At 59.6% G+C, this 14,992-nt stretch carries 12 protein-coding genes; all 12 read left to right on the top strand.

Translation table 11 applies throughout. From position 1 onward, the window contains the following. Nucleotides 1-2 precede the first annotated feature (2 nt). The 12 genes from uppS to dnaE all read left to right on the top strand — a co-directional run bounded on the left by uppS (nucleotide 3) and on the right by dnaE (nucleotide 14,987). Nucleotides 3-758, top strand: a complete 756-nt coding sequence (gene uppS / locus QRN48_RS19920; RefSeq protein WP_037014249.1) for a polyprenyl diphosphate synthase — start codon at nucleotides 3-5, stop codon at nucleotides 756-758. Next, nucleotides 758-1,576, top strand: a complete 819-nt coding sequence (locus tag QRN48_RS19925; RefSeq protein ID WP_037014246.1) for a phosphatidate cytidylyltransferase — start codon at nucleotides 758-760, stop codon at nucleotides 1,574-1,576. Before uppS ends, QRN48_RS19925 begins: the two co-directional genes overlap by 1 nt. After that, nucleotides 1,573-2,763: a 1-deoxy-D-xylulose-5-phosphate reductoisomerase gene (gene ispC / locus QRN48_RS19930; RefSeq protein WP_037014243.1), complete on the top strand. Its 1,191-nt coding sequence runs from the start codon at nucleotides 1,573-1,575 to the stop codon at nucleotides 2,761-2,763. Before QRN48_RS19925 ends, ispC begins: the two co-directional genes overlap by 4 nt. Nucleotides 2,764-2,850: 87 nt before the next feature. After that, a complete protein-coding gene (rseP, locus tag QRN48_RS19935) occupies nucleotides 2,851-4,203 on the top strand; it encodes an RIP metalloprotease RseP (RefSeq protein ID WP_285352651.1) in 1,353 nt (450 codons plus the stop codon). Between the two features lie 75 nt (nucleotides 4,204-4,278). Beyond that, nucleotides 4,279-6,666 (top strand): outer membrane protein assembly factor BamA, encoded by a 2,388-nt coding sequence (gene bamA, locus QRN48_RS19940; RefSeq protein WP_285352653.1) that lies wholly within the window; start codon nucleotides 4,279-4,281, stop codon nucleotides 6,664-6,666. A 46-nt stretch (nucleotides 6,667-6,712) separates the two neighbouring features. Next, nucleotides 6,713-7,216, top strand: coding sequence for an OmpH/Skp family outer membrane protein (locus QRN48_RS19945; protein ID WP_037014235.1), 504 nt, complete (start codon nucleotides 6,713-6,715; stop codon nucleotides 7,214-7,216). 4 nt (nucleotides 7,217-7,220) lie between these two features. Beyond that, complete coding sequence (lpxD, locus tag QRN48_RS19950) at nucleotides 7,221-8,276, top strand: UDP-3-O-(3-hydroxymyristoyl)glucosamine N-acyltransferase (RefSeq protein WP_037014233.1); 1,056 nt, start codon at nucleotides 7,221-7,223, stop codon at nucleotides 8,274-8,276. Between the two features lie 112 nt (nucleotides 8,277-8,388). Next, on the top strand, nucleotides 8,389-8,829 hold the full coding sequence (fabZ, locus tag QRN48_RS19955) for a 3-hydroxyacyl-ACP dehydratase FabZ (protein ID WP_037014232.1): 441 nt from the start codon (nucleotides 8,389-8,391) through the stop codon (nucleotides 8,827-8,829). Continuing rightward, on the top strand, nucleotides 8,826-9,602 hold the full coding sequence (lpxA, locus tag QRN48_RS19960; RefSeq protein ID WP_191944935.1) for an acyl-ACP--UDP-N-acetylglucosamine O-acyltransferase: 777 nt from the start codon (nucleotides 8,826-8,828) through the stop codon (nucleotides 9,600-9,602). The genes fabZ and lpxA overlap by 4 nt, the downstream gene beginning before the upstream one ends. Nucleotides 9,603-9,604: 2 nt before the next feature. After that, complete coding sequence (lpxB, locus tag QRN48_RS19965) at nucleotides 9,605-10,741, top strand: lipid-A-disaccharide synthase (RefSeq protein WP_502944645.1); 1,137 nt, start codon at nucleotides 9,605-9,607, stop codon at nucleotides 10,739-10,741. An 11-nt stretch (nucleotides 10,742-10,752) separates the two neighbouring features. Next, complete coding sequence (rnhB, locus tag QRN48_RS19970; RefSeq protein WP_037014227.1) at nucleotides 10,753-11,394, top strand: ribonuclease HII; 642 nt, start codon at nucleotides 10,753-10,755, stop codon at nucleotides 11,392-11,394. Nucleotides 11,395-11,465: 71 nt separating this feature from the next. Beyond that, nucleotides 11,466-14,987 (top strand): DNA polymerase III subunit alpha, encoded by a 3,522-nt coding sequence (dnaE, locus tag QRN48_RS19975; protein ID WP_285352659.1) that lies wholly within the window; start codon nucleotides 11,466-11,468, stop codon nucleotides 14,985-14,987. Nucleotides 14,988-14,992: the final 5 nt, after the last annotated feature.

Here is a 14,992-nt window from a genome sequence, read left to right on the forward strand (position 1 = left end):
TCATGGATAAGACAAAGTTGGCTGCGCCGGCATCGGTGCCGCGTCATGTCGCGATCATCATGGATGGTAACAATCGCTGGGCCAAGAAGCGCCTGCTGCCCGGGGTAGCAGGGCACAAGGCTGGCGTTGACGCTGTTCGCGCGGTCATCGAAGTCTGCGCCGAGGCCAAGGTCGAGGTGCTGACGCTGTTTGCGTTTTCCAGTGAGAACTGGCAGCGACCCGCCGATGAAGTCGGTGCGCTGATGGAGCTGTTTTTCACAGCGCTGCGTCGCGAGACCAAGCGTCTGAACGAGAACGGCATCAGCCTGCGCATCATAGGCGATCGTTCGCGCTTTCATCCCGAGCTTCAGTCCGCCATCCGGGAAGCCGAGCAGCGTACGGCCGAAAACAACCGCTTTGTCCTGCAGATCGCCGCCAACTACGGCGGTCAGTGGGATATCGCCCAGGCTGCCCAGCGCCTGGCTCGCGAAGTTCAGGCCGGGCATCTGCGGCCGGACGACATCACGCCAGAGTTATTGCAGACATGCCTGGCCACCGGCGATCTCCCGCTGCCTGACCTGTGCATCCGTACGGGTGGCGAGCACCGCATCAGCAATTTCCTGCTCTGGCAGCTGGCCTACGCCGAGCTGTATTTCTCCGACCTGTTCTGGCCGGACTTCAAACACGAAGCCATGCGCACTGCGCTGGCCGATTTCGCTTCTCGCCAACGCCGCTTCGGGAAAACCAGCGAGCAGGTAGAAGCTGGAGCCCGCGCTTAATGCTAAAACAACGAATCATCACCGCGCTGATCCTCGCCCCGCTGGCCTTGTGCGGTTTCTTTTTGCTCGAAGGCGGCAGCTTTGCGTTGTTCATCGGCGCGGTCGTCATGCTTGGCGCCTGGGAATGGGCGCGGCTTTCAGGTTTTGAAGCGCAGTCGGCGCGCGTGCTGTACGCGGTAGTAGTCGGCGTCCTGTTGTTCTTGCTGTACCTGCTGCCCGATCTCGCCCCGTGGCTGCTGGTGGCTGCGCTGATCTGGTGGCTGGTAGCAACATGGCTTGTGCTGACCTACCCCGAATCCAGTGAACATTGGTCCAGTGCAGTCTGCAAGCTAGTGATCGGTCTGCTGATTCTCCTGCCGGCGTGGCAAGGTCTGGTGCTGATCAAGCAATTGCCAATGGGTAACTGGCTGATCCTGTCGGTGATGATTCTGGTGTGGGGTGCCGACATTGGCGCCTACTTTTCCGGCAAGGCGTTCGGCAAGCGCAAGCTGGCGCCGAAAGTCAGTCCGGGTAAAAGCTGGGAAGGTCTTTATGGCGGTTTGGCAGCGTGTCTGCTGATCACTGCGGTGGTCGGCTTTTCGCGTGGTTGGACCTTGGGCGAGATCGTCTTTGCGCTCGTGTGCGCAACAATCGTTGTGCTGATATCGGTGGTCGGCGACCTTACTGAAAGCATGTTCAAGCGTAAATCCGGGGTGAAGGACAGCAGCAACCTGCTGCCGGGCCACGGCGGCGTGCTTGACCGCATAGACAGTCTGACCGCTGCCATTCCAGTCTTCGCACTGCTGCTCTGGGCTGCCAAAGACTGGGGCGTGATGTGAGTACGCCCCAGCTCATAACCGTGCTGGGTGCTACCGGCTCGGTCGGATTAAGCACCCTTGATGTCATCGCCCGCCATCCGTCGCGCTACCAGGTGTTTGCGCTGACCGGTTTTACGCGGATGGCCGAGCTTTTGGCGCTGTGTGTTCGTCATACCCCACAATTCGCTGTGGTCCCCACGACTGCTGCCGCACGGCAATTGCAGGATGATCTGAGCGCAGCCGGCCTCGATACCCGCGTTCTGGTGGGGGAGGGCGGGCTTTGCGAGGTCTCTGCACACCCTCTGGTGGACACTGTGCTGGCCGCCATCGTTGGCGCCGCCGGGCTACGTCCGACCCTCGCCGCAGTCGAGGCGGGCAAGAAGGTCCTGCTGGCGAACAAGGAAGCGCTGGTCATGTCCGGTGCTCTGTTCATGCAGGCTGTGCGACGCAGCGGCACTGTGTTGCTGCCGCTGGACAGCGAGCACAATGCGATTTTCCAGTGCCTGCCGCGTGATTACGAAACCGGGCTTGCCAAGGTCGGCGTCAGGCGCATCTTGCTGACCGCATCCGGTGGGCCTTTCCGGCAGACTCCGCTCGCCCAGCTGGAGCATGTGTCGCCGGATCAGGCGTGCGCTCACCCCAACTGGTCCATGGGTCGCAAAATATCCGTCGATTCCGCCAGCATGATGAACAAGGGGCTGGAGCTGATCGAAGCCTGTTGGCTCTTCGACACCACGCCCGCGCATATCGAAGTGGTCATTCATCCCCAAAGCGTTATCCACTCAATGGTGGATTACGTTGATGGCTCGGTGTTGGCGCAGTTGGGAAACCCCGACATGCGGACCCCGATTGCCCATGCGCTGGCATGGCCCGAGCGCATTGATTCCGGCGTCGCGCCATTGGACTTGTTCGGCATCGCGCGTCTGGACTTCGAGGCACCGGACGAAGTGCGCTTCCCATGTCTGCGTCTGGCACGGCAAGCTGCCGAGGCTGGCGACAGCGCACCCGCTGTGCTCAATGCCGCAAATGAAATTGCAGTGGCTGCGTTTCTGGATGGGCGCATTCGCTACCCCGAAATCGCGAGTATGATCGACGATGTTTTGACCCGCGAACCGGTGGTGGCAGTGTCTGAGCTGGAAACCGTCTTCGAGATCGACACACGAGCCCGAGGGCTGGCCGCGCAGTGGCTGAGTCGCAATGGCCGCTGATCAATCGAATCAGGCAGCAAGGGCATTCTTCATTCGCACGCAATGTAGGCTTCAACGCACCGCTAGATCGGTACCCGGAGAGCAGCGATGAGCGCGCTATATATGATTGTCGGCACCCTGATTGCCTTGGGCGTGCTGGTAACGTTTCATGAATTTGGTCACTTCTGGGTGGCTCGCCGATGCGGCGTGAAGGTGCTACGTTTTTCGGTAGGCTTCGGCATGCCCCTGTTGCGCTGGACTGACCGCAAGGGTACGGAATACGTCGTCGCGGCGATCCCGCTCGGCGGCTACGTCAAAATGCTCGACGAGCGAGAGGGTGATGTCCCGCCCGAGCTGGTTGATCAGTCCTTCAACCGCAAGTCGGTTTATCAGCGTATCGCCATTGTGATCGCCGGGCCGGTCGCCAATTTCCTGTTGGCGATTGTGTTTTTCTGGGTACTCGCGATGCTGGGTAGCCAGCAGGTCAGGCCTGTGGTCGGCGATGTCGAGCCGGGCAGCATTGCGCAAAAGGCCGGGCTGAGTGCCGGCCAGGAAATCGTGTCGGTTGACGGCGAGGCGGTAACGGGATGGGCAGGCGTAAACCTGCAGCTCGTCCGTCGGCTCGGAGAAACCGGCACTATCGCGTTGAAGGTTCGCGAGCAGGGCTCCGAAGTGGAAAGCCCCCGTTCGCTGGTTCTTAATGACTGGCTCAAGGGTGCGGCAGAGCCTGACCCGATTCGGTCGCTGGGCATTCGCCCGTGGCGTCCAGCCTTGCCACCTGTACTGGCCGAGCTTGATCCGAAGGGGCCTGCCCAGATCGCCGGGCTAAAAACAGGCGATCGTCTGCTGGCGCTTAACGGTGAGTCTGTCGACGAATGGCAAAAGGTTGTGGATTGGGTTCGTGTCCATCCCGATACGCGAATTTCCGTGCGTGTAGAGCGGGACGGGGCGCAGCTTGATGTGCCGGTTGACCTTGTAACTCATGGCGAAGGTACTGCGGCCATCGGCTACCTGGGCGCAGGGGTCAAGGGCGTGGATTGGCCGCCGGAGATGTTGCGTGAGGTCAGCTATGGCCCTGTAGCCGCCGTCGCAGAAGGCGCGCGGCGAACCTGGACCATGAGCGTGCTGACCCTCGATTCGCTGAAGAAAATGTTGTTCGGCGAGCTGTCGGTAAAAAACTTGAGCGGACCGATAACCATTGCTAAAGTGGCGGGCGCTTCGGCCCAGTCAGGCGTAGGCGACTTCCTGAATTTCCTGGCTTATCTGAGCATAAGCCTGGGCGTTCTCAATTTGCTGCCCATACCAGTGCTGGATGGGGGGCACTTGCTGTTTTATCTGATCGAGTGGGCGCGTGGTCGGCCACTGTCGGAAAAGGTGCAGGGCTGGGGTGTCCAGATCGGTATCAGTCTGGTGGTTGGAGTGATGTTGCTCGCACTGGTCAACGATCTGGGACGACTGTAAAAGCTACGCCGAATTGTGAATCTGCCGCATTTTGCGGCAGTTTGTTTATTGCCAGTTGGAATAAGAAAGGACTTCATGAAACGTCTGCTGCTAACTGCGGTTCTTGCCGTACTGATGATCGCCGAAGTTCACGCCGAGTCCTTCACTATCTCCGATATCCGTGTCAACGGGCTGCAGCGGGTTTCCGCCGGCAGCGTGTTTGGTGCGCTGCCGTTGAACGTGGGTGAACAGGCCGATGATGCGCGTCTTGTCGACGCAACTCGTGCGCTGTTCAAAACCGGGTTCTTCCAGGACATCCAGCTGGGCCGAGACGGTAACGTCCTGGTCATTACGGTGGTGGAGCGTCCGTCGGTGTCGAGTATCGAGATCGAGGGCAACAAGGCGATCACCACTGAAGACCTGATGAAAGGTCTGAAGCAGTCCGGTCTGGCCGAAGGCGAAATCTTCCAGCGCGCGACGCTGGAAGGCGTTCGTAACGAGCTGCAGCGTCAGTATGTGGCTCAGGGCCGCTACTCCGCAGAAGTTGCCACTGAAGTCGTACCTCAGCCGCGCAACCGTGTGGGTCTGAAGATCAACATCAACGAAGGTGCGGTTGCCGCTATCCAGCACATCAACGTGGTGGGCAACTCGGTCTTCCCTGAGGACGATCTGGTCGATCTGTTCGAACTTAAGACCACCAACTGGCTTTCCTTCTTCAAGAACGACGACAAGTACGCCCGCGAGAAGCTCTCCGGCGACCTCGAGCGTCTGCGTTCGTATTACCTCGACCGCGGCTATATCAACATGGATATCGCCTCGACTCAGGTCTCGATCACGCCCGACAAGAAAAGCGTGTACATCACCGTCAATATCCATGAAGGCGAGAAGTACAGCGTCAAGTCGGTCAAGCTGAGCGGCGACCTCAAGGTGCCTGAAGATCAGGTCAAGTCGCTGCTGCTGGTCAAGCCGGGCCAGGTGTTCTCCCGCAAGGTGATGACCACCACCTCGGAGCTGATCACCCGTCGCCTGGGCAACGAGGGCTACACCTTCGCCAACGTGAACGGTGTTCCAACGCCTAACGATGAAGACCATACCGTCGATATCACCTTCGTGGTCGATCCGGGCAAGCGTGCCTACGTCAACCGCATCAACTTCCGTGGTAACACCAAGACCGCGGACGAAGTGCTGCGCCGTGAAATGCGTCAGATGGAAGGCGGTTGGGCTTCTACTTACCTGATCGACCAGTCCAAGACCCGTCTTGATCGTCTGGGCTTCTTCAAGGAAGTTAACGTCGAAACCCCTGCAGTGCCTGGCACCGACGACCAGGTTGACGTGAACTATGCCGTTGAAGAACAGGCGTCCGGTTCGATTACCGCCAGTGTCGGCTTCGCGCAGAGCGCCGGTCTGATCCTGGGTGGCTCGATCAGCCAGAACAACTTCCTGGGTACCGGTAACAAGGTCAGCATCGGCCTGACCAAAAGTGAATACCAGACCCGCTACAACTTCAGCTACGTCGATCCGTACTTCACGCCGGACGGTGTGAGCCTTGGCTACAGCGCGTTCTACCGCAAGACCGACTACGACGACCTCGACGTCGACGTGGCCAGCTACTCGGTCGACAGTCTGGGTGCCGGCATCAACATGGGCTACCCGATCAGCGAAACCTCTCGTCTGAACTTCGGCCTGTCGGTACAGAAGGACGAGCTGAGCACCGGTAAGTACACCGTTGACGAAATCTTCGACTTCATCGAGAAAGAAGGCGACAGCTTCACCAACTTCAAGGCCTCGGTGGGCTGGTCCGAGTCGACGCTGAACAAAGGCACGTTGCCAACCCGTGGCAGCTCGCAGAGCCTGACCCTGGAAACCACGATTCCGGGCAGCGACCTGTCGTTCTTTAAAATTGATTACCGCGGTCAGTTGTTCCACCCGATCACAAACAACTACACCCTGCGTCTGCACTCGGAACTGGGTTATGGCGATGGTTATGGTTCGACCTCCGGTCTGCCGTTCTATGAGAACTACTATGCGGGTGGCTTCAACTCGGTGCGTGGCTTCAAAGACAGCACGCTCGGTCCGCGCAGTACACCAAGTCGTGATCCTTCGAAAGGAGGTAAGCCAGGAACGATTGCTGACCCGGACCAGGATCCGCTGCCGTTCGGGGGTAACGTCCTGATCACTGGCGGTGCTGAAATCCTGTTCCCGCTACCGTTTATCAAGGACCAGCGTTCGCTGCGTACCTCGATTTTCTGGGACGTGGGTAACACGTTTGATACCAATTGCGGTTCAAAGAGGCTAACCACCGATAATCAAAAGGTCGAATGCAACGGCCCTGATCTTTCCGGCCTGGCCAGCTCCGTCGGTGTCGGCGTGACGTGGGTCACTGCGTTGGGTCCGTTGAGTTTCGCCCTGGCGATGCCGGTCAAGAAACCGGACGACAGCACCGAAACCCAGGTCTTCCAATTCTCTCTCGGTCAGACCTTCTAAGGGTCTGATCACTGCTAACGACAACGGATTCTGTAGGAGTTACATCGTGCGTAAGTTGACCCAATTGGCATTGCTGGCAACGGTTCTGATCGCAGGCCCGGCATTTGCTGACATGAAAATCGCAGTACTGAACTACCAGATGGCCCTGCTCGAATCCGATGCAGCCAAACGGTACGCAGTGGATGCGGAGAAGAAATTCGGTCCTCAGTTGACCAAGCTGAAGGCTCTGGAAAGCAGCGCCAAAGGCATTCAGGATCGTCTGGTCGCCGGTGGCGACAAAATGGCCCAGCCTGAGCGTGAGCGTCTGGAACTGGACTTCAAGCAAAAGGCTCGGGACTTCCAGTTCCAGTCCAAGGAATTGAACGAAGCCAAAGCCGTTGCTGACCGCGACATGCTCAAGCAACTCAAGCCGAAGCTGGACCAGGCGGTGGAAGAAGTCATCAAGAAAGGTGGATTTGACCTGGTGTTCGAACGCGGTGCCGTGATTGACGTCAAGCCGCAATACGACGTCACGCGCCAGGTTATCGAGCGCATGAATCAGCTGAAGTAACTTCATGACCGCGACTATCACACTCGGCCAATTGGCCGAGTTCCTCGGCGCCACCCTGCGTGGCCCCGCGGACAAGCACATCACAGGACTGGCGACCTTGCAGGAAGCCGGTCCTGATCAGGTCAGCTTTTTGGCCAATCCCCAGTATCGAAAATTCCTCGCGACGACCCACGCCGCTGCCGTGCTGCTCAAGCCCGCAGATGCCGAAGGCTACACCGCCGATGCGCTACTGGTGCCTGATCCCTATCTGGCGTATGCGCGCATCTCCCATTTGTTTGATCCCAAGCCAAAAGCGCCTGTGGGTGTACACCCGACTGCCGTGGTTGCCGAAGACGCCTTCGTTGATCCGGCGGCCAGCGTGGGTGCCTACGCGGTGATCGAAAGCGGTGCGCGGATCGCGGCGGGCGTGACCATCGGCGCGCACTGCTACATCGGTGCGCGCAGTGTGATTGGAGAGGGCGGCTGGCTTGCACCTCGCGTTACGCTTTACCACGATGTACGTGTCGGCCAACGCGTGGTCATTCAATCCGGGGCAGTGCTGGGTGGCGAAGGTTTTGGGTTTGCCAATGAGAAGGGCGTCTGGCAGAAGATCGCGCAGATCGGCGGCGTGACCATTGGTGACGATGTCGAGATCGGCGTCAATACCGCAATTGACCGTGGCGCGATGGACGACACCCGTATCGGCAATGGCGTGAAGCTGGATAACCAGATCCAGATCGCTCACAACGTGCAGATTGGGGATCACACGGCAATGGCCGCGTGCGTCGGCATTTCCGGCAGTGCCAAGATCGGCAAGCATTGCATGCTCGCCGGTGGGGTCGGCCTGGTCGGACACATTGAAATCTGCGACGGGGTGTTTGTCACTGGCATGACCATGGTGACGCGTTCCATCACCGAGCCCGGCGCGTATTCCTCCGGCACGGCGATGCAGCCGGCGGCAGAGTGGCGCAAAAGCGCGGCACGCATGCGTCATCTCGATGACATGGCGCGGCGTCTTCAACAGCTGGAAAAGATTGTCGAGGCAGTGACCTCAGGCGGTAAAGCTTCATCTGATGGCTGATACTTTTTCCTTATCAAGCGTGCACAGCCGATAAACTGCCTCCTTGATTTGCTAGAGGAGTGAGGCGCGTCAGTCGCGCCCTCCCAATCTTTACTACAGGCTTCCTTTCGAAATGATGGACATCAACGAAATCCGCGAATATCTGCCACACCGTTACCCGTTCCTGCTCGTGGACCGTGTGGTGGAGCTGGATGTCGAGACCAAAAGCATTCGTGCCTACAAGAATGTCAGCATCAACGAGCCCTTCTTCAACGGTCACTTTCCTCAGCACCCCATCATGCCAGGCGTGCTGATTATTGAGGCCATGGCTCAGGCAGCGGGCATCCTGGGCTTCAAGATGCTGGATGTGAAGCCTGCCGATGGCACCCTGTATTACTTCGTCGGTTCCGACAAGCTGCGCTTTCGTCAGCCAGTATTGCCGGGCGACCAGTTGATCCTCGAAGCGAAGTTCCTCAGCTGCAAGCGTCAGATCTGGAAGTTCGAATGCCAGGCATCGGTGGATGGGAAGCCGGTGTGCTCGGCCGAAATCATCTGTGCGGAACGTAAACTATGAGTTTGATTGACTCTCGCGCAATCATCGATCCGACGGCCGTACTGGCCGACGATGTAGAGGTCGGCCCGTGGTCGATCGTCGGACCTGGTGTGGAAATCGGCGAGGGTACAGTGATCGGTCCGCATGTGATCCTGCGCGGCCCGACCAAAATCGGCAAACACAACCACATCTACCAGTTTTCCTCGGTGGGTGAGGACACGCCTGATCTGAAGTACAAGGGTGAAGCGACACGCCTGGTGATCGGTGACCACAACGTCATCCGGGAAGGCGTGACGATTCATCGCGGCACCGTTCAAGACCGCGCGGAAACCACGCTGGGTGATCACAACCTGATCATGGCGTATGCGCACATCGGTCACGACAGCGTCATTGGCAATCACTGCATTTTGGTCAACAACACGGCGTTGGCCGGCCATGTGCACGTGGATGACTGGGCAATTCTGTCCGGGTTTACCCTGGTCCATCAGTATTGCCACATTGGCGCGCACAGCTTCTCGGGCATGGGCACCGCCATTGGCAAGGACGTTCCGGCGTTCGTCACGGTGTTCGGCAATCCTGCGCAGGCCCGCAGCATGAACTTTGAAGGCATGCGCCGCAGGGGTTTCTCCGAAGAGTCGATCCACGCACTGCGCCGCGCGTACAAGACCGTCTACCGTCAGGGCCTCACGGTCGAGCAAGCAATCGTCGAATTGACGGAACCGGCCGCGCAATTCCCCGAGGTCGAGCTGTTCCTCAAATCCATTCAGTCCTCGACTCGCGGCATCACCCGCTGATCATGGCTCGGTTGCGTATAGCGCTGGTCGCCGGTGAAGCCTCCGGTGACATCCTCGGTTCGGGCTTGATGCGTGCGATCAAGGCGCGTCATCCCGATGTCGAATTCATGGGTGTCGGTGGTCCGCTCATGGAAGCAGAAGGCATGGCATCCTGCTTTCCGATGGAGCGCCTGTCGGTCATGGGGCTGGTGGAGGTGCTGGGCCGTCTGAAAGAGCTCCTCGCCCGACGCAAGCTGCTGGTCCAGACGCTCATCGACGAAAAGCCTGACGTGTTCATCGGTATCGATGCCCCTGATTTCACTCTTAATATCGAACTCAAGTTGCGTCAGGCGGGTATCAAGACCGTTCATTACGTCAGCCCCTCCGTATGGGCCTGGCGACAGAAGCGTGTCCTGAAGATCCGCGAAGGCTGCGACCTGATGCTGACGCTGCTGCCGTTTGAAGCCCACTTCTATGAGGAGAAGGGTGTTCCGGTTCGCTTTGTGGGGCACCCTCTGGCCGACACCATTCCATTGCAGGCGGACCGTGTGGCCGCGCGTACCCAACTCGGGTTGGATGATGGGCCAGTGGTCGCGCTCATGCCGGGCAGTCGCGGTGGTGAAGTCGGCCGCCTGGGCGCCCTGTTTTTTGACGCGGCCGAGCGCCTGCTGGCTGCGCGTCCCCAGATCCGTTTCGTGCTGCCCTGTGCCAGCCCTCAGCGCCGTGAACAGATCGAGCAAATGTTGCAAGGCCGCAATCTACCGCTCACGTTGCTCGATGGGCAGTCCCACGTGGCACTGGCCGCATGTGACGCCGTGTTGATTGCATCCGGTACCGCGACCCTCGAAGCGCTGCTGTACAAACGACCAATGGTGGTTGCCTACCGACTGGCGCCGCTGACTTACTGGATACTCAAGCGGATGGTGAAAAGTCCGTACGTGTCACTGCCTAATCTACTCGCCCAGCGCATGCTGGTCCCGGAGCTTTTGCAGGACGCCGCGACCGCCGAAGCCTTGGCGCAGACGCTGCTGCCGTTGCTGGACAACGGCAACGAGCAGACTGCCGGCTTTGACGAGATTCACCGAACCTTGCGTCGCGATGCTTCCAATCAGGCCGCCGATGCGGTGCTGAGCCTGATTGGCGCAACGCCTTCACGATGAGCAAGCTATCTATGCAAATGGGTCTGGATTTCAATCTGGTCGAGGACCTGGTCGCCGGTGTCGACGAGGTCGGCCGCGGCCCGCTGTGCGGTGCCGTCGTCACTGCCGCGGTGATCCTCGACCCCAAGCGCCCGATCCTTGGGCTGAACGATTCAAAAAAACTCACCGAAGCCAAACGCGAAAAACTCTTCGACGAAATTTGCGAGAAGGCCTTGTGCTGGCACATCGCGCGCGCCGAAGTCGAAGAGATCGACGAGTTGAACATTCTTCACGCCACGATGCTGGCGATGAAGCGCGCCGTCGAAGGGTTGATCATTACGCCGAAACTGGCGCTGATCGATGGCAACCGTTGCCCGCAGTTGTCAGTGCCCAGCGCGCCAGTGATACAGGGCGATGCCCACGTGCCGGCCATCGCCGCGGCCTCGATTCTGGCCAAGGTCAGCCGCGACCGGGAAATGGCGCGCATGGAATTGCTCTATCCGGGCTACGGCATTGGCGGCCACAAGGGCTATCCGACGGCGGTGCACCTTGAAGCGCTGGCGCGCCTGGGCCCCACGCCCATTCACCGGCGCTCCTTTGGACCGGTTCGCGAAGCCTGGGCCGCGCGGGACATGATCATCTCCACCGGCTTCATGTCGCTGCCGCTCGGTTGATCGCCGGCTGATGTTTTCATGAATGGCCGGTACAATCCGGCCTTCGTTTTTTCTGCACCATAGGATCACCCATGCCGGCTTCTTTCGTTCACCTACGCCTGCACACCGAATACTCCCTCGTTGATGGTCTGGTCCGTGTAAAACCGCTGGTCAAAGCGCTCGCGGCCATGAATATGCCGGCCGTCGCAGTGACCGACCAGAACAACATGTGCTCGCTGGTCAAGTTCTACAAAGCCGCCATGGGCGCCGGTATCAAGCCCATTTGCGGCGCAGACATCTGGCTGGCAGGTCGCGACCGCGATGCACCGCTGAGCCGCCTCAGCCTGCTGGTGATGAACCCAAAGGGCTACCTGAACCTCACCGAGGTGATTTCCCGGGGGTTCATGCACGGTCAGCGCAACGGTCTGGTGGTGATCGAGCGCGAGTGGGTGGCCGAAGCCAGCGAGGGTCTGATTGCCCTGTCTGCAGCGAAGGAGGGCGAGATTGGCATGGCCCTGCTCGGCGGCAACCCGTCTGAAGCCGACGAGTTGCTGAAGGAATGGATGACGGTGTTCCCGGACCGTTTCTACATCGAGGTTCAGCGTACCAACCGTATCAACGATGAAGAACACGTGCACGCAGCGGTCGCATTGGCCGAGCGCCACGGCGTGCCGCTGGTGGCCAGCAACGACGTGCGCTTCATCAAGCAGGAAGATTTCGAGGCCCACGAAACCCGCGTCTGCATCGGCGAAGGCCGCGCGCTGGACGATCCGCGCCGCTCGCACAACTACAGCGATCAGCAGTACCTGAAAAGCGCAGAGGAGATGGCCGAGCTGTTCAGCGATCTGCCGGACGCGCTGGCCAACACCGTCGAGATCGCCAAACGCTGCAACATCGAGGTCAAGCTGGGCACGCACTTCCTGCCCAATTTCCCGATTCCCGATGGCATGACCATCGACGAGTACTTCCGCAAAGTGTCCTTCGAAGGCCTAGAGGAGCGTCTTGCCGTGCTCTGGCCGAAGGACACCACACCAGACTACGAGGCCAAGCGGCAGGTCTACGTCGACCGATTGAATTTCGAACTGGATATCATCATCCAGATGGGCTTCCCCGGGTACTTCCTGATCGTTATGGACTTCATCCAGTGGGCCAAGAGCAACGGCGTCCCGGTGGGACCTGGTCGTGGTTCGGGTGCCGGTTCGCTGGTGGCCTACGTACAGAAGATCACCGATCTTGACCCGCTGGAATACGACCTGCTCTTCGAACGTTTCCTTAACCCCGAGCGGGTCTCCATGCCCGACTTCGACGTCGACTTCTGCATGGACGGTCGCGACCGGGTCATTGAATACGTGGCCGAGAAGTACGGCCGCAATGCGGTCAGTCAGATCATCACCTTCGGGTCCATGGCCGCCAAGGCGGTGGTCCGTGACGTGGCGCGGGTGCAGGGCAAGTCCTACGGCCTGGCGGATCGTCTGTCCAAGATGATTCCGTTCGAAGTCGGCATGACCCTGGAAAAGGCCTACGAACAGGAAGAGATCCTGCGCGACTTCCTCAAGACCGACGAGGAAGCGGCAGAAATCTGGGAAATGGCCCGCAAGCTCGAAGGCGTTGTGCGTAACGTCGGCAAGCACGCGGGCGGTGTGGTCATCGCGCCGACCAAGCTGACGGACTTCTCTGCGGTCTACTGCGATGAAGAAGGCGGCGGTCTGGTCACTCAGTTTGACAAGGACGACGTGGAGGCGGCCGGTCTGGTGAAGTTCGACTTCCTGGGCCTGCGTACGCTGACGATCATCGACTGGGCGCTGAAGACCATCAATCGCGACCGCGCCAAGGTCGGTGAAGAACCCCTCGATATCGCATTCATCCCCCTGGATGACATGCCGACTTACGAGCTGCTGCAGAAAGCCGAGACAACGGCTGTCTTCCAGCTGGAGTCGCGAGGCATGAAAGAGCTGATCAAAAAGCTCAAGCCCGACTGCCTCGAAGACTTGATCGCACTGGTGGCCCTGTTCCGTCCCGGTCCGTTGCAGTCCGGCATGGTCGACGACTTCATCAACCGCAAGCACGGGCGCGCGGAGCTGTCCTACCCCCACGTCGATTACCAGTACGAAGGTCTCAAGCCGGTGCTTGCGCCGACTTACGGCATCATCCTGTACCAGGAACAGGTGATGCAGATTGCTCAGGTCATGGCCGGCTACACCCTCGGCGGCGCCGACATGCTGCGGCGTGCGATGGGTAAGAAAAAGCCCGAAGAAATGGCCAAGCAACGCGGCGGTTTCATTGAAGGCTGCAAGACCAACAACATTGATCCCGACCTCGCCGGTAACATTTTCGACCTGGTAGAGAAGTTCGCTGGTTATGGCTTCAACAAGTCGCACTCGGCCGCCTACGGGCTGGTGTCATACCAGACCGCCTGGCTGAAGCGCCATTACCCGGCGCCCTTCATGGCGGCCGTGCTTTCTGCGGACATGCACAACACCGACAAGGTCGTGACCTTGATCGAAGAAGTGCGGATCATGAAGCTGCGCCTGGATGCGCCAGACGTGAACAACTCGGAGTTCAAGTTCACCGTGAACGACGACGGCCGCATCGTTTACGGCCTCGGCGCCATCAAGGGGGTCGGCGAAGGTCCGGTGGAAGCGATCACCGAAGCGCGTCAGGAAGGGCCGTTCAAGGACCTGTTCGATTTTTGCGCCCGTATCGACCTCAAGCGCGTGAACAAGCGCACGCTGGACGGCCTGATTCGCAGTGGTGCGCTTGATCGCCTCGGGCCGTTCTTCTACGACGAGCCCAAACAGTATCAGGCCAACATCGACCGCAATCGTGGTGTGCTGCTGGCAGCGCTGGAAGGGGCGATTCAAGCCGCCGAACAGACCGCGCGCAGTCACGACAGCGGTCACGCCGATCTGTTTGGTGGTCTGTTCGTCGAGGCGGACGCTGACGTGTACGCGAATCATCGCAGCGCCAAGGAAGTCACCCTCAAGGAGCGGCTGCGTGGCGAGAAGGAAACCCTGGGGCTTTACTTGACGGGGCATCCGATCGATGAATACGAAGGCGAAATTCGCCGGTTCGCACGGCAGCGCATCGTCGACCTCAAGCCTTCGCGCGAGACCCAGACCATCGCTGGCCTGATCATCGCGCTCCGGGTAATGAAAAATAAAAAGGGCGACAAGATGGGCTTCATCACGCTGGACGACCGTTCAGGGCGCATTGAAGCCTCGCTGTTCGCCGATTCATTCCAGGCGGCCCAGTCTTTGCTGCAAACCGACGCTATGGTTGTGGTGGAAGGCGAGGTCAGCACGGATGATTTCTCAGGTGGCCTGCGGTTGCGGGCCAAACGGGTGATGAGCCTTGAGGAGGCACGTACCGGGCTGGCGGAAAGTCTGCGCCTGAACCTGCGCGCCGAGGCGCTGAAGGGCGACCGGCTGCGCTGGCTGGGCGAACTGTGCAAGAAGCACCGGGGCGCGTGCCCGATCACCCTCGACTACACCGGGCAGGAAGCCAAGGCAGTGCTGCAGTTCGGCGAAGCGTGGCGAATTGACCCTGCGGACAGCCTGATTCAGGCGTTGCGTGACCAGTTCGGACGAGAGAACGTCTTCCTGCAGTATCGCTGACACCG

The sequence above is a fragment of the Pseudomonas sp. ME-P-057 genome, assembly GCF_030208975.1.
Taxonomy (GTDB): Bacteria; Pseudomonadota; Gammaproteobacteria; order Pseudomonadales; family Pseudomonadaceae; genus Aquipseudomonas; species Aquipseudomonas lutea.

Bases quoted from the DNA above. Each gene is read 5' to 3' on its own strand.
- uppS (WP_037014249.1), top strand. From the start codon at position 3: ATGGATAAGACAAAGTTGGCTGCGCCGGCATCGGTGCCGCGTCATGTC.
- QRN48_RS19925 (WP_037014246.1), top strand. From the start codon at position 758: ATGCTAAAACAACGAATCATCACCGCGCTGATCCTCGCCCCGCTGGCC.
- rseP (WP_285352651.1), top strand. From the start codon at position 2,851: ATGAGCGCGCTATATATGATTGTCGGCACCCTGATTGCCTTGGGCGTG.
- bamA (WP_285352653.1), top strand. From the start codon at position 4,279: ATGAAACGTCTGCTGCTAACTGCGGTTCTTGCCGTACTGATGATCGCC.
- lpxD (WP_037014233.1), top strand. From the start codon at position 7,221: ATGACCGCGACTATCACACTCGGCCAATTGGCCGAGTTCCTCGGCGCC.
- fabZ (WP_037014232.1), top strand. From the start codon at position 8,389: ATGATGGACATCAACGAAATCCGCGAATATCTGCCACACCGTTACCCG.
- lpxA (WP_191944935.1), top strand. From the start codon at position 8,826: ATGAGTTTGATTGACTCTCGCGCAATCATCGATCCGACGGCCGTACTG.
- lpxB (WP_502944645.1), top strand. From the start codon at position 9,605: ATGGCTCGGTTGCGTATAGCGCTGGTCGCCGGTGAAGCCTCCGGTGAC.
- rnhB (WP_037014227.1), top strand. From the start codon at position 10,753: ATGCAAATGGGTCTGGATTTCAATCTGGTCGAGGACCTGGTCGCCGGT.
- dnaE (WP_285352659.1), top strand. From the start codon at position 11,466: ATGCCGGCTTCTTTCGTTCACCTACGCCTGCACACCGAATACTCCCTC.